Raw genomic sequence first — 15,000 nt, forward strand, 5'->3', positions numbered from 1 at the left:
GTGCGATTGGTTGTGCACGTCCAAGCAGTTAGGCTGATAAGTAGGCAAATCCGCTTATCGCGAAGGCTGAGCTGTGATGGGGAAGCTCCTTATGGAGCGAAGTCTTTGATTCCCCGCTGCCAAGAAAAGCTTCTAGCGAGATAAAAGGTGCCTGTACCGCAAACCGACACAGGTAGGCGAGGAGAGAATCCTAAGGTGTGCGAGAGAACTCTGGTTAAGGAACTCGGCAAAATGACCCCGTAACTTCGGGAGAAGGGGTGCTTTCTTAACGGAAAGCCGCAGTGAATAGGCCCAAGCGACTGTTTAGCAAAAACACAGGTCTCTGCGAAGCCGTAAGGCGAAGTATAGGGGCTGACACCTGCCCGGTGCTGGAAGGTTAAGGAGAGGGGTTAGCGTAAGCGAAGCTCTGAACTGAAGCCCCAGTAAACGGCGGCCGTAACTATAACGGTCCTAAGGTAGCGAAATTCCTTGTCGGGTAAGTTCCGACCCGCACGAAAGGTGTAACGATTTGGGCACTGTCTCAACCAGAGACTCGGTGAAATTATAGTACCTGTGAAGATGCAGGTTACCCGCGACAGGACGGAAAGACCCCGTGGAGCTTTACTGTAGCCTGATATTGAATTTTGGTACAGTTTGTACAGGATAGGCGGGAGCCTTTGAAACCGGAGCGCTAGCTTCGGTGGAGGCGCTGGTGGGATACCGCCCTGACTGTATTGAAATTCTAACCTACGGGTCTTATCGACCCGGGAGACAGTGTCAGGTGGGCAGTTTGACTGGGGCGGTCGCCTCCTAAAGTGTAACGGAGGCGCCCAAAGGTTCCCTCAGAATGGTTGGAAATCATTCGTAGAGTGCAAAGGCATAAGGGAGCTTGACTGCGAGACCTACAAGTCGAGCAGGGACGAAAGTCGGGCTTAGTGATCCGGTGGTTCCGCATGGAAGGGCCATCGCTCAACGGATAAAAGCTACCCCGGGGATAACAGGCTTATCTCCCCCAAGAGTCCACATCGACGGGGAGGTTTGGCACCTCGATGTCGGCTCATCGCATCCTGGGGCTGTAGTCGGTCCCAAGGGTTGGGCTGTTCGCCCATTAAGCGGTACGCGAGCTGGGTTCAGAACGTCGTGAGACAGTTCGGTCCCTATCCGTCGTGGGCGTAGGAAATTTGAGAGGAGCTGTCCTTAGTACGAGAGGACCGGGATGGACGCACCGCTGGTGTACCAGTTGTTCTGCCAAGGGCATAGCTGGGTAGCTATGTGCGGAAGGGATAAGTGCTGAAAGCATCTAAGCATGAAGCCCCCCTCAAGATGAGATTTCCCATAGCGTAAGCTAGTAAGATCCCTGAAAGATGATCAGGTTGATAGGTTCGAGGTGGAAGCATGGTGACATGTGGAGCTGACGAATACTAATAGATCGAGGACTTAACCATATAATATGTAGCAAATGTTATCTAGTTTTGAAGGAATATGCCTTCATTAGTTTGGTGATGATGGCAGAGAGGTCACACCCGTTCCCATACCGAACACGGAAGTTAAGCTCTCTAGCGCCGATGGTAGTTGGGACCTTGTCCCTGTGAGAGTAGGACGTCGCCAAGCAACTTTAAGACGAGTCAGAATGACTCGTCTTTTTTGTGTTTTATAAAATAAGCTCGTTATCTGTGGATTTCTTGAGTTATAAATAACAAGTTTATTTGTTTTAAAAGTAAGTATGTTAACGCAACATGAACTTTCGGTAAATCTCTGTTTATTATAATTCCGCTTTATTTTTCACATCAATAAGCTCAAAACGTTCATAAACGAGGGACATATTGCTTATTTGTAATGGATTTGTAGTCACTTTAAATCTACGAATCAATGAAGGTAATACACTGAATGAATATAGTTATCTTGTCGAAAATTAGAGGAGGATTCTAATTTTAAATTTAATTCCTAAATAGACAAAAAGCTACCGTTTGTTAAATAAGGAAAGTTTTTTACACAAATTGTTCATCTATCTCTGTTTATATATTCTTAATTGCGGATTGAATACTCTTCATTTGTTTTAAGTAGTTATGTGGTAAAAATGGTGGAGTAAAAAAATATGTGTTCTTTTTTCTAAATCTAGCTGTTGAAGAACAGTGATAAAATATGGTTCTCGCAAAACTTGTGTATTGCTTTCTCATATAACACTTTAGATAACGGTGTGTGGGTTAATGTTTAGACTCTATGAATTTTTATATAGGCTGCATAGTTTTACTACATCGACTTCCCAAGAAAGCTTTCGTGTGGGAAGAGCAGTTATGAGTAGTAATGTTCAAACTGCTTTTATAAATGGTGTTTATCCTCTTTATAAGTTTCACTTGTATCCTTTAGTAGTTGGGAAAGAATCTTTTTTTGGTATAGCCTCATAAATAAGATAATTAAAGTATAGTTGGTCACTTGTTGCTATTTGAACAATACACGTATCTTCATTATGATGTTGGTATAATTAAGTTGGAGTGAGAATGAGTTCATCGGGAATAAATTCATTTAGTTTATAGTTCTTATATACTCAATTGGTGATTTGAACTGCAATAATGAAACGAACTACTTTGTTAGCAATTTTAGTTGCTCTTCTAACAGTAAAGTTTACAGTTGTTTGTATATAGATATAGGATAAAACATTTTTAAATTTTATAATTAGATCAGTTTTTGTAGGGAAGATAAGTGCGAGTGAAAAAACTATAGTACAGTTATTTAAATACAAGGAAGTAGTGATGTAGAATAAGGGATTGGAACATTTGTTCTGTATTGGTGTAAAGTGCATACTCAATCAATTGAGGTACTTTTTTTATTGAACATATGTAAGAAGAACTGCTATTACTAGGTTTGGATTTCAAGTAAAGTATATTTTGATATTAATATTGGATTTAGTAACGACTATTTTATATTGAAGTGAGTAATATTAGAGGTAAAATAAATAGTAACCGATATTTCGATTTGGATATCAGTTATATAATATATAACTGATATAAAGCTATCGTAATAGGGGCAGTGAAAATACAATAGTATACAAAAGGTTTTAAATCTATCTTATTTTAAAGAATAAGGAGTGTTACTACTACTAGCATTGCTACAATTAAAAGAAGATGATTTAAGTGTTAAATGTTTTGTTCAGAGTAAGGTAATGATTTTTCTACCGCTAATTAGTTTGGTGACATAATCTACTGATTGGTCTTTACTCATCAAAATTTTTAATGCTAATTGGCTCTAGTTTATTAGTTGATTCATTCTAGTGAATGGTTCATGATAGTGAGGTTGCTAGAAAAGAGTTTCTTATGGAACCCAGTAATGTACGAGGGATAATCTTTTTGAAATAGAGAGATATTTGTCAGAGGAGCTTAGTAGATAAAATTAGACAATGGTTGTTATTGAATAAAATTCTAGTGGATTCGTATTTAAATAAAGTGAAGGCTAATAATCAGCGGGAGGGGGCATCTTCCACTGATTATTAGCCTTCACCAATTGGGCTTTTATGGGCAGCCTGACTCCTCACAAATAGTAAGATAAAGTGGTATGGAAATATTAAATTGAATTTCTTTATAAAAAAGTATTGACGATTAGTATATAGAAGTGTAATATAGAACAAGTCGCCGATAGTAATAACGCAGAAAGCGGCAAATGAAATGAAAAACTTGGTTGACATTACAAACTAGAAATGTTAACATGAGGAAGTCGCAAATGAGCGACGGACAAGTTCTTTGAAAACTGAACGAAACAAACAACGTGAAACGTCAATTTTTATTTTAGATGCTAGACAAACTAACTTTATTGGAGAGTTTGATCCTGGCTCAGGATGAACGCTGGCGGCGTGCCTAATACATGCAAGTCGAGCGAATGGATTAAGAGCTTGCTCTTATGAAGTTAGCGGCGGACGGGTGAGTAACACGTGGGTAACCTACCCATAAGACTGGGATAACTCCGGGAAACCGGGGCTAATACCGGATAACATTTTGCACTGCATGGTGCGAAATTGAAAGGCGGCTTCGGCTGTCACTTATGGATGGACCCGCGTCGCATTAGCTAGTTGGTGAGGTAACGGCTCACCAAGGCAACGATGCGTAGCCGACCTGAGAGGGTGATCGGCCACACTGGGACTGAGACACGGCCCAGACTCCTACGGGAGGCAGCAGTAGGGAATCTTCCGCAATGGACGAAAGTCTGACGGAGCAACGCCGCGTGAGTGATGAAGGCTTTCGGGTCGTAAAACTCTGTTGTTAGGGAAGAACAAGTGCTAGTTGAATAAGCTGGCACCTTGACGGTACCTAACCAGAAAGCCACGGCTAACTACGTGCCAGCAGCCGCGGTAATACGTAGGTGGCAAGCGTTATCCGGAATTATTGGGCGTAAAGCGCGCGCAGGTGGTTTCTTAAGTCTGATGTGAAAGCCCACGGCTCAACCGTGGAGGGTCATTGGAAACTGGGAGACTTGAGTGCAGAAGAGGAAAGTGGAATTCCATGTGTAGCGGTGAAATGCGTAGAGATATGGAGGAACACCAGTGGCGAAGGCGACTTTCTGGTCTGTAACTGACACTGAGGCGCGAAAGCGTGGGGAGCAAACAGGATTAGATACCCTGGTAGTCCACGCCGTAAACGATGAGTGCTAAGTGTTAGAGGGTTTCCGCCCTTTAGTGCTGAAGTTAACGCATTAAGCACTCCGCCTGGGGAGTACGGCCGCAAGGCTGAAACTCAAAGGAATTGACGGGGGCCCGCACAAGCGGTGGAGCATGTGGTTTAATTCGAAGCAACGCGAAGAACCTTACCAGGTCTTGACATCCTCTGACAACCCTAGAGATAGGGCTTCTCCTTCGGGAGCAGAGTGACAGGTGGTGCATGGTTGTCGTCAGCTCGTGTCGTGAGATGTTGGGTTAAGTCCCGCAACGAGCGCAACCCTTGATCTTAGTTGCCATCATTAAGTTGGGCACTCTAAGGTGACTGCCGGTGACAAACCGGAGGAAGGTGGGGATGACGTCAAATCATCATGCCCCTTATGACCTGGGCTACACACGTGCTACAATGGACGGTACAAAGAGCTGCAAGACCGCGAGGTGGAGCTAATCTCATAAAACCGTTCTCAGTTCGGATTGTAGGCTGCAACTCGCCTACATGAAGCTGGAATCGCTAGTAATCGCGGATCAGCATGCCGCGGTGAATACGTTCCCGGGCCTTGTACACACCGCCCGTCACACCACGAGAGTTTGTAACACCCGAAGTCGGTGGGGTAACCTTTTTGGAGCCAGCCGCCTAAGGTGGGACAGATGATTGGGGTGAAGTCGTAACAAGGTAGCCGTATCGGAAGGTGCGGCTGGATCACCTCCTTTCTATGGAGAATTGATGAACGCTGTTCATCAATATAAGTTTCCGTGTTTCGTTTTGTTCAGTTTTGAGAGAACTATCTCTCATATATAAATGTATGTTCTTTGAAAACTAGATAACAGTGTAGCTCATATTTTTTAATTTTAGTTTGGTTAAGTTAGAAAGGGCGCACGGTGGATGCCTTGACACTAGGAGTCGATGAAGGACGGGACTAACGCCGATATGCTTCGGGGAGCTGTAAGTAAGCTTTGATCCGAAGATTTCCGAATGGGGAAACCCACCATACGTAATGGTATGGTATCCTTATCTGAATACATAGGGTAAGGAAGACAGACCCAGGGAACTGAAACATCTAAGTACCTGGAGGAAGAGAAAGCAAATGCGATTTCCTGAGTAGCGGCGAGCGAAACGGAATCTAGCCCAAACCAAGAGGCAAGCCTCTTGGGGTTGTAGGACATTCTATACGGAGTTACAAAGGAACGAGGTAGACGAAGCAGCCTGGAAAGGCTCGTCACAGAAGGTAACAACCCTGTAGTCGAAACTTCGTTCTCTCTTGAATGTATCCTGAGTACGGCGGAACACGTGAAATTCCGTCGGAATCTGGGAGGACCATCTCCCAAGGCTAAATACTCCCTAGTGATCGATAGTGAACCAGTACCGTGAGGGAAAGGTGAAAAGCACCCCGGAAGGGGAGTGAAAGAGATCCTGAAACCGTGTGCCTACAAATAGTCAGAGCCCGTTAATGGGTGATGGCGTGCCTTTTGTAGAATGAACCGGCGAGTTACGATCCTGTGCGAGGTTAAGCTGAAGAGGCGGAGCCGTAGCGAAAGCGAGTCTGAATAGGGCGTTTAGTACGTGGTCGTAGACCCGAAACCAGGTGATCTACCCATGTCCAGGGTGAAGTTCAGGTAACACTGAATGGAGGCCCGAACCCACGCACGTTGAAAAGTGCGGGGATGAGGTGTGGGTAGCGGAGAAATTCCAATCGAACCTGGAGATAGCTGGTTCTCCCCGAAATAGCTTTAGGGCTAGCCTCAAGTGTAAGAGTCTTGGAGGTAGAGCACTGATTGAACTAGGGGTCCTCATCGGATTACCGAATTCAGTCAAACTCCGAATGCCAATGACTTATCCTTGGGAGTCAGACTGCGAGTGATAAGATCCGTAGTCAAAAGGGAGACAGCCCAGACCGCCAGCTAAGGTCCCAAAGTGTGTATTAAGTGGAAAAGGATGTGGAGTTGCTTAGACAACTAGGATGTTGGCTTAGAAGCAGCCACCATTTAAAGAGTGCGTAATAGCTCACTAGTCGAGTGACTCTGCGCCGAAAATGTACCGGGGCTAAATACACCACCGAAGCTGCGGATTGATACCTATGGTATCAGTGGTAGGGGAGCGTTCTAAGGACAGTGAAGTCAGACCGGAAGGACTGGTGGAGTGCTTAGAAGTGAGAATGCCGATATGAGTAGCGAAAGACGGGTGAGAATCCCGTCCACCGAATGCCTAAGGTTTCCTGAGGAAGGCTCGTCCGCTCAGGGTTAGTCAGGACCTAAGCCGAGGCCGACAGGCGTAGGCGATGGACAACAGGTTGATATTCCTGTACCACCTCTTTATCGTTTGAGCAATGGAGGGACGCAGAAGGATAGAAGAAGCGTGCGATTGGTTGTGCACGTCCAAGCAGTTAGGCTGATAAGTAGGCAAATCCGCTTATCGCGAAGGCTGAGCTGTGATGGGGAAGCTCCTTATGGAGCGAAGTCTTTGATTCCCCGCTGCCAAGAAAAGCTTCTAGCGAGATAAAAGGTGCCTGTACCGCAAACCGACACAGGTAGGCGAGGAGAGAATCCTAAGGTGTGCGAGAGAACTCTGGTTAAGGAACTCGGCAAAATGACCCCGTAACTTCGGGAGAAGGGGTGCTTTCTTAACGGAAAGCCGCAGTGAATAGGCCCAAGCGACTGTTTAGCAAAAACACAGGTCTCTGCGAAGCCGTAAGGCGAAGTATAGGGGCTGACACCTGCCCGGTGCTGGAAGGTTAAGGAGAGGGGTTAGCGTAAGCGAAGCTCTGAACTGAAGCCCCAGTAAACGGCGGCCGTAACTATAACGGTCCTAAGGTAGCGAAATTCCTTGTCGGGTAAGTTCCGACCCGCACGAAAGGTGTAACGATTTGGGCACTGTCTCAACCAGAGACTCGGTGAAATTATAGTACCTGTGAAGATGCAGGTTACCCGCGACAGGACGGAAAGACCCCGTGGAGCTTTACTGTAGCCTGATATTGAATTTTGGTACAGTTTGTACAGGATAGGCGGGAGCCTTTGAAACCGGAGCGCTAGCTTCGGTGGAGGCGCTGGTGGGATACCGCCCTGACTGTATTGAAATTCTAACCTACGGGTCTTATCGACCCGGGAGACAGTGTCAGGTGGGCAGTTTGACTGGGGCGGTCGCCTCCTAAAGTGTAACGGAGGCGCCCAAAGGTTCCCTCAGAATGGTTGGAAATCATTCGTAGAGTGCAAAGGCATAAGGGAGCTTGACTGCGAGACCTACAAGTCGAGCAGGGACGAAAGTCGGGCTTAGTGATCCGGTGGTTCCGCATGGAAGGGCCATCGCTCAACGGATAAAAGCTACCCCGGGGATAACAGGCTTATCTCCCCCAAGAGTCCACATCGACGGGGAGGTTTGGCACCTCGATGTCGGCTCATCGCATCCTGGGGCTGTAGTCGGTCCCAAGGGTTGGGCTGTTCGCCCATTAAGCGGTACGCGAGCTGGGTTCAGAACGTCGTGAGACAGTTCGGTCCCTATCCGTCGTGGGCGTAGGAAATTTGAGAGGAGCTGTCCTTAGTACGAGAGGACCGGGATGGACGCACCGCTGGTGTACCAGTTGTTCTGCCAAGGGCATAGCTGGGTAGCTATGTGCGGAAGGGATAAGTGCTGAAAGCATCTAAGCATGAAGCCCCCCCTCAAGATGAGATTTCCCATAGCGTAAGCTAGTAAGATCCCTGAAAGATGATCAGGTTGATAGGTTCGAGGTGGAAGCATGGTGACATGTGGAGCTGACGAATACTAATAGATCGAGGACCTAACCATATAATATGTAGCAAATGTTATCTAGTTTTGAAGGAATATGCCTTCATTAGTTTGGTGATGATGGCAGAGAGGTCACACCCGTTCCCATACCGAACACGGAAGTTAAGCTCTCTAGCGCCGATGGTAGTTGGGACCTTGTCCCTGTGAGAGTAGGACGTCGCCAAGCAACTTTAAGACGAGTCAGAATGACTCGTCTTTTTTGTGTTTTATAAAATAAGCTCGTTATCTGTGGATTTCTTGAGTTATAAATAACAAGTTTATTTGTTTTAAAAGTAAGTATGTTAACGCAACATGAACTTTCGGTAAATCTCTGTTTATTATAATTCCGCTTTATTTTTCACATCAATAAGCTCAAAACATTCGCAAACGAGTAGCATATCTTCAGAAAAACTAAGACCAAGCTCCTTTAGTTCCTTTGTAAAGAACCGAACATGGGTGTCTCTCCAGTAATTATAAGTACGATCTCCTTCGCCTTCAGCGATAGCGAATTCTTCGCTTACTTCATTCATTGGTGTTACAGTTACTTCTATTGTCTTAATAATAGCTACAGGTTCATCCTGACTATTGAGTATAATACTATAATCATTAGTCGTCGGTAGCGGTTCATTTTCTAATTCATAAAAAATGTAACCGGAGCATGTTGCTGTTTTTACACCGTCAATTACTAACTGTGCGAGATAATCAGGAGAATCACCGAATTGCCAAGCTGTAACAGATTTCGGCTTTTCATTGTCCACCCAATAAGTATCCCAATATATTTGTGCTAATGGATTCATTTGTATCGTTACCTCACTTTAGTTAATATTAATTCTCTTTATAATCCCTGGGCAATTTGCTTATTTGTAATGGCTTTGTACTCATTTAAAATTTGTATCGTTGTGTTGCGAATTAATAAAGGTAATATGCGGAATGAATATGGTTTGTAAACACGTTCTGTCCATTTATGGCCATCTTTCCCGTAGACACCCATATTAATAGATGGGATGTTTAATTTTCGGATTGTGTCGTACGGTAATGGATATAGTTGTTCCCATTTAGGGAAGTTTTTTAATAATGGTTTTAACTCTTCGTCGGTTTCGTGAATAGACAAAAAGCTACCATCTGCTAAATAAGGAAAGAATTTTTTTAATACAAATTGTTCTCCTGTCTCGGTCTGCATATTCTTCAATATGGACTGGATCGTACTTTGTAATAGGTTATTTCCTTCATTTATTTGTTTTAAGTAGTTATGTGGTAAAAATGGTGGAGCGAAAAAGATAATAACACGTGCTTTCTTTTCTGGATCTAGCTGTTGAAGAGCAGCGATAATTTCAAAATATAGTTCTCGCAAATCTTGTGTATTACTTTCTCGTATAACCTCTTGAATAACAATGTCTGGGTTAATGTCTAGATTCCTTAATTTTTTTATATAGTCTGCATAGCTTATTACATCAATTTCCCAAGAAAGTTTTCGAGTGGGAAGACCTGTTATGAGTAAGTAATGTTCGAACTGCTCTTGTAAATAGTGTTCAGCTTCTTTACAGGCTTTACTCGTTTCTTCTAATAGTCGGGAAAGAACCTTTTTTGGTGTAGCTTCATAAATAAAGTAATTAAAGTATAATTGGCTACTTGTTGCTGTTTGAACAGTATACTTCTCTTTATTATCACGCTGATATAAACAAGTTGGAGGAAGAACGAGTTCATCGGGAATAAATTCAGTTAGTTTATAGTTGTTATGTAGCCTATTTGTGATTTGGGCTGCAATAAAATTAGGATCAATACCCGACAATGTATCACCTACATGTACTTCCCTTCCGTAAATATAGAAACAAGGAAGAAGTTTGCCTGCAGTTCCTGTATAAATGTAGCGCTGAGTATCTCCGTCATATAAAGGTGTTATGAAATCATTATTAATAGCCAAACGATACTGTAATTGTTTTTCTTGCTTTAGTCTTTCAAGTTCGGTTAAGGCAGAGATAATACCACGATGTTCGCCTTCTTCATCTCCATTGAATAAGAGGAGTAGGTTTCCGTCTAGTAAATGAATATGTTCCGAGAAGTATAGTATATTAGCTAGATGAATAGCAGCCCCACTTTTCATATCAAGAGAACCACGGCCGAACAACCAATCTCCAGAATTTGCGTCAGTTTGAACATTTATATCACCTTTGTAGGTTTGAAAATATCGTTCGAGTGTTTCGGGAGAGAAAGCATGTTCTTTTAACGATCCGAAATCTTCAATACCGACTGTATCTAAGTGTGAATGATAAATAATAGTAGAGGGGGAATTGTTTTTCCCTTTTACAAATGCAAATACATTTTTTCTACCTATTGGATCATGAGGTACATGTTGAATCCATACGTGTTCAGGGTGTTTTTGAAAATAAGGAAAGCTTTTTAAAATGCTATATAGTTCATCTATAATACTAACCTCGCCGCTGGTACCGTTAATACTATTAAATGAAACTAAATGCTTTGTTAGTAACTCAATTTGCTCTTCTAGCGTTAAAACTTGCAGTTGTTTGTATATAGGCATAGGATAAACCTCCTTAAATATTATAATTAGGGGCCTTTTGTAGAGAAGTTAAGTACAAGTGAAAAACATTATAGAAGGATTACTTATATACAAAGAAGAAGTGATATATTACAAATCGAAAGAACGTTTATTCTGTGTAGGTGTGATGGGTACACTCAATCAATTGAGTTGCATATTTTCAATCCAGTATATGTGTTTAAAGAAGAAATGCTATTACTAGGTTCGGACTTCAAGTATAGCTTGTAACCTTGCATATCTTAATGGATAGCTTAAAGAATATTCGGATTATTGATGTTGGTTTATTACCACTATGCCATATTGAAGTGAGTAATACTAGAGGTGAAATAGATAAAAAACCGATATTCCAATTTGAATATCGGTTTAATAATATGTGACTTATATGAATCTATAGCAATACGAAAAGCGTAAATAAGATAGCCAACAAAATACGATAGTATGCAAAAGGTTTTAAACCTATCTTTTCTAAAAGCTTTAGGAAAGTTACTACCGCTAGCATTGCTACAATAAAAGAAGTAATGAATCCTACGGCAAACATAGGAATATCATCTACACTTAAATATTTCCAACTTTTTAATAAGTCTAATCCTGTAGCTCCGACCATTACAGGAAGGGCGATGAGAAAAGAGAACTCAGATGCAGCCTTATAATTGACTTTTGCTAATAGCCCTCCAGAAATAGTAGAGCCAGCTCTTGAGAAGCCAGGATATACTGCTAAGCATTGAAATAATCCAATTGCTAATGCTTGACGGTATGTTAAATCATCTAGTGAAAAGGCGGTCGCCTTTGTTTTTTTTGCTTCTGCAAAGATCATAAGGGTTGCTCCTGCTATAAGTCCGATAACGACAGTATATGGCTGAAATAAGTATGTTTTAATAACATCATGTAATAGTAAACCAGCAACTACTGCTGGAAATACACCGAGAAATACATGTAATGCGTTGAATTTTTTCTCTTTCCGTAGAAGAGGTTTAATATTACATAAAGAAACAAGGCGTTTATGATATAAAATAGCGATAGCTAAAATCGCTCCTAACTGTATGACAATTTCAAACGTTTTTGCTCTTTCCCCTTCAAAACCTAATAAATGTCCGACTAATATAAGGTGGCCAGTAGAAGAGATAGGTAAAAATTCAGCTAATCCTTCTACAATACCAAGTATGAAGGCAATAATGATATCGTTCATAAATTCACTCCTATAAATTAATGAATATCTACCCTTTTAAAATAGAATAGTGTTGCAGTAAAACCGAGAATGGCTGTTACCGCGATGATGATATAAGAATACTCGGGTGGATAAGTCGGTTGTAATTCGTTATTCGCTATATCTAGAGTAGCAGACCATGGAAATAGGTCTTTATGTTTTGAATTTACGAGCATAAGGTTAGTCATCGTTATAATGATTGTTAATATAATAGGCGGTACATAGGTCTTCATTACAAGAGTTAATAGTACAATAAGTGAAGACAAAAGAAAGAGAAGTCCACCGCATATTAAAAATTTCAAGAAAGATTCTAAAAGCAAGGTGCTGCTAAATCCAGGGAAGTTGCCTAATAGCCCTAATAATACAGTTAGTGCCCAGGCGACTAAAGTTAGCATTATAATCCAAAGGAATAAAAGAATAAATTTGCTTATAAGAAAGTTAATACGGGATACAGGAATTGTTAGCAAATTTTTCAATGTATCTTCTGTGTATTCACGGTTAAATAAATAGGCGATGACGACGCCGTATAATGGGAATCCGATAACTAAAGTTGTATACAAATTAACTTCAGTGAACAATTGATTAAATAAAATAGTTGGAGTAGGCTGCTTTGTTTTTATATGTATATAAGATGCTACAACTACTAGAAAAGGCGCGACACCTGCCCCGATAATACTAATCAAAAACATATTAGAGCGCTTTAACTTTAATAGTTCTGTATAGAGTAGATTAACCAATTGTTCCACCTCCAACTAGTTTGGTGAAATAATCTTCTAATCTGTCTTCGCTCATCATAATCTTTAATACTTCAACATCATTGAGAACAAATGTTCTGTTAATGTGTCCTTGCTGACCAAAATGAGAGTAAACGCGAATATTTCCTTCATCGTGTACCTCGTAATCAAAAATTTGAAAATGTTTTTCTAATAGCATTGCAGCTGTATTGTCATTATTCACTTGGAATTCTATATACTTACGGTTTGCTTTACGCAGTGTATCAAGAGAAACCTCTTCTAATAATCTTCCTTCATGGATAATTCCCATCCGATCAACTAGTTGTTCCACCTCAGCTAATATGTGACTAGAAATGAGTATTGTTATGTTTCTTTCTTGAGCTAACGTTTTAATGAGTTTTCGCATTTCTTTAATACCAATTGGATCTAGTCCATTAGTTGGTTCATCTAGTATGAGTAGTTCAGGGTAATGGAGAAGAGCGCGTGCAATTCCTAAGCGCTGCTTCATTCCTAAAGAATATTTTCCAACTAGCTTTTTTGTTTCGTGCTGCAAGCCTACAATTTCTAATGCTTCTTCAATTGCATTTTTCTTGTGAACTCCGAGTATCTTTGCATTAATTAATAAGTTCTCTCGTGCAGTTAAGTTTTCATAAAACCCTGGAACTTCAACGATAGAACCAATTCTTCTTAAAATGTCTTTTTGATTTTGAAATAAATCCTCTCCGAATATTTCGATATTTCCGCTTGTAGGTTTTATAAGGCTGAGCAGCATACGAATTGTAGTTGTTTTCCCAGCACCGTTACGTCCTATGAATCCATAAATTTCTCCTTGCTGGACATTGATATTTAGATTATCTACTGATTTTTGAGTGCCATACATTTTAGTAAGGTTTGTCGTTTTTATAATTGTATTTATAGGAGACACCTACTTTCTATAAGTTCTTAATTCCATAATAAAAAGGAGGGTTTAACTGCATATTAATCATTTCTTAACTATTTCTTAAAAGTAGTGTATTTTGGGATGGAAAAGCCAAAAGTAGTTCGTTCCCATGGAACACTGTCAACCCATATATGTCCACTATTTTTTTCAACGAGCGCTTTAGAAATAGAGAGTCCTAGGCCACTACCACCATAAGAGGGGTTTCTTGATTGTTCACTTCGGTACATCCGCTCAAATACGTTTTGTAAATCGTGTTTTGGAATACCAGGTCCTTTGTCCCAAATAAGAAGTTCGTATTCTGTATCGGTTTCTAGTAGTTCGACCCCTACCGTTTTCCCATCTTTTCCGTAATGAATAGCATTTTTCATTAAATTACCTATAACCCGTATAAGGCTAAGGTGGTCTGCAATAATAGGACAAATAGATTCTGGTATGAGAACTTGTAGTTCGATATTATGTTTTGATAGCTCAGGCAAAAACTCGATTAACACTTCTCTAGTAATCTCAGAAAAGTCGAGTTCTTCTTCTTTTAATGGGAATTCGTTAGCATCCAGCTTTGCCATATTGAATATTTCATCAACTAGATGTTTTAAATTGTTTGATTTCTTATAAAGTATTTCAACATATTCTTGCTTTTCTATTTCAGAAGCAGCGACGTCATCTTTTAAAGCATCAATATATCCAATAATAGAAGTGAGTGGTGTTCGGATATCATGTGAGATACTAGATAAAAGTTGTTTTCTCGATTCCTCGGATTTTTTCGCCTCAATCTGAACCTTTTCTAATTCAGCTATTAATTCGTTTATTGAAAACACGATGTTATTTAATGAACGGTCATTGTTTGTGAATAATCTCGTTTGTAAATTCCCTGTAAGTGCACGACTTAATTTAGTGGCCATTGATTTGCGGCTTTGAATAAAATGTATTCTTGAAAAGAAAAGATATATTGTGATTAAGATAAGAGTAATAAATAAAGATACTTTTATTTCGTGGCCTATGTTTATATTTAAAAGCCCGCAAATGATAAGTTGTAATGAAATAAGAAAGAGGATCTTATCAGTCTTCAAGTTTTTCACCTACAAACTTATAACCAATTCCCCATACAGTTTGAATGAATTTTGGATTGGAAGGATCGATTTCTATTTTCTTTCTAAGCTTTCTAATATGTACCATAACGGTATTATCATCTT

Annotated in this window: 7 protein-coding genes and 5 rRNA genes (2 of these 12 only partly in view); 5 read left to right on the top strand and 7 right to left on the bottom strand. The window is 40.9% G+C overall.

Going from position 1 to position 15,000, the window contains the following annotated elements; genetic code table 11:
- The 5 genes from DJ93_RS14420 to rrf (DJ93_RS14440) all read left to right on the top strand — a co-directional run.
- Window positions 1-1,424: ribosomal RNA gene (locus tag DJ93_RS14420) — 23S ribosomal RNA — on the top strand (it extends 1,497 nt beyond the left edge of the window).
- A 50-nt stretch (window positions 1,425-1,474) separates the two neighbouring features.
- Window positions 1,475-1,590 (top strand): 5S ribosomal RNA (gene rrf, locus DJ93_RS14425).
- Between the two features lie 2,190 nt (window positions 1,591-3,780).
- Window positions 3,781-5,332: ribosomal RNA gene (locus DJ93_RS14430) — 16S ribosomal RNA — on the top strand.
- 145 nt (window positions 5,333-5,477) lie between these two features.
- A 23S ribosomal RNA gene (locus DJ93_RS14435) occupies window positions 5,478-8,399 on the top strand.
- A gap of 50 nt (window positions 8,400-8,449) precedes the next feature.
- Window positions 8,450-8,565: ribosomal RNA gene (gene rrf, locus DJ93_RS14440) — 5S ribosomal RNA — on the top strand.
- The 16S, 23S and 5S rRNA genes sit together here, the layout of an rRNA operon.
- Before the next feature lie 151 nt (window positions 8,566-8,716).
- Here rrf (DJ93_RS14440) and DJ93_RS14445 read toward each other — a convergent pair.
- From DJ93_RS14445 to DJ93_RS14475, 7 genes are all read right to left on the bottom strand, one after another.
- Window positions 8,717-9,175 (bottom strand): ASCH domain-containing protein, encoded by a 459-nt coding sequence (locus DJ93_RS14445; protein ID WP_042981513.1) that lies wholly within the window; start codon window positions 9,173-9,175, stop codon window positions 8,717-8,719.
- Window positions 9,176-9,213: 38 nt separating this feature from the next.
- Complete coding sequence (locus DJ93_RS14450) at window positions 9,214-10,908, bottom strand: M20/M25/M40 family metallo-hydrolase (protein ID WP_042984207.1); 1,695 nt, start codon at window positions 10,906-10,908, stop codon at window positions 9,214-9,216.
- Window positions 10,909-11,320: 412 nt separating this feature from the next.
- On the bottom strand, window positions 11,321-12,118 hold the full coding sequence (gene uppP / locus DJ93_RS14455) for an undecaprenyl-diphosphate phosphatase UppP (RefSeq protein ID WP_042981514.1): 798 nt from the start codon (window positions 12,116-12,118) through the stop codon (window positions 11,321-11,323).
- Window positions 12,119-12,135: 17 nt separating this feature from the next.
- Window positions 12,136-12,873, bottom strand: a complete 738-nt coding sequence (locus DJ93_RS14460) for an ABC transporter permease (RefSeq protein WP_042981515.1) — start codon at window positions 12,871-12,873, stop codon at window positions 12,136-12,138.
- Entirely contained in the window at window positions 12,866-13,795 is a 930-nt protein-coding gene (locus DJ93_RS14465; protein WP_042981516.1) for an ABC transporter ATP-binding protein, read from the bottom strand. Before DJ93_RS14465 ends, DJ93_RS14460 begins: the two co-directional genes overlap by 8 nt.
- Window positions 13,796-13,863: 68 nt before the next feature.
- Entirely contained in the window at window positions 13,864-14,877 is a 1,014-nt protein-coding gene (locus DJ93_RS14470) for a sensor histidine kinase (protein WP_042981517.1), read from the bottom strand.
- Window positions 14,867-15,000 carry the final stretch of a response regulator transcription factor gene (locus DJ93_RS14475; RefSeq protein WP_042981518.1) on the bottom strand. 580 nt of this gene lie beyond the right edge of the window, so only the last 134 of its 714 coding nucleotides appear in the window; its start codon lies beyond the right edge, outside the window; the stop codon is at window positions 14,867-14,869. Before DJ93_RS14475 ends, DJ93_RS14470 begins: the two co-directional genes overlap by 11 nt.

It is taken from the genome of Bacillus clarus, assembly GCF_000746925.1.
GTDB classification, from domain to species: domain Bacteria; phylum Bacillota; class Bacilli; order Bacillales; family Bacillaceae_G; genus Bacillus_A; species Bacillus_A clarus.

Coding starts and splice junctions, on each gene's coding strand:
- DJ93_RS14445 (WP_042981513.1), bottom strand. CDS start 9,175: ATGAATCCATTAGCACAAATATATTGGGATACTTATTGGGTGGACAAT.
- uppP (WP_042981514.1), bottom strand. CDS start 12,118: ATGAACGATATCATTATTGCCTTCATACTTGGTATTGTAGAAGGATTA.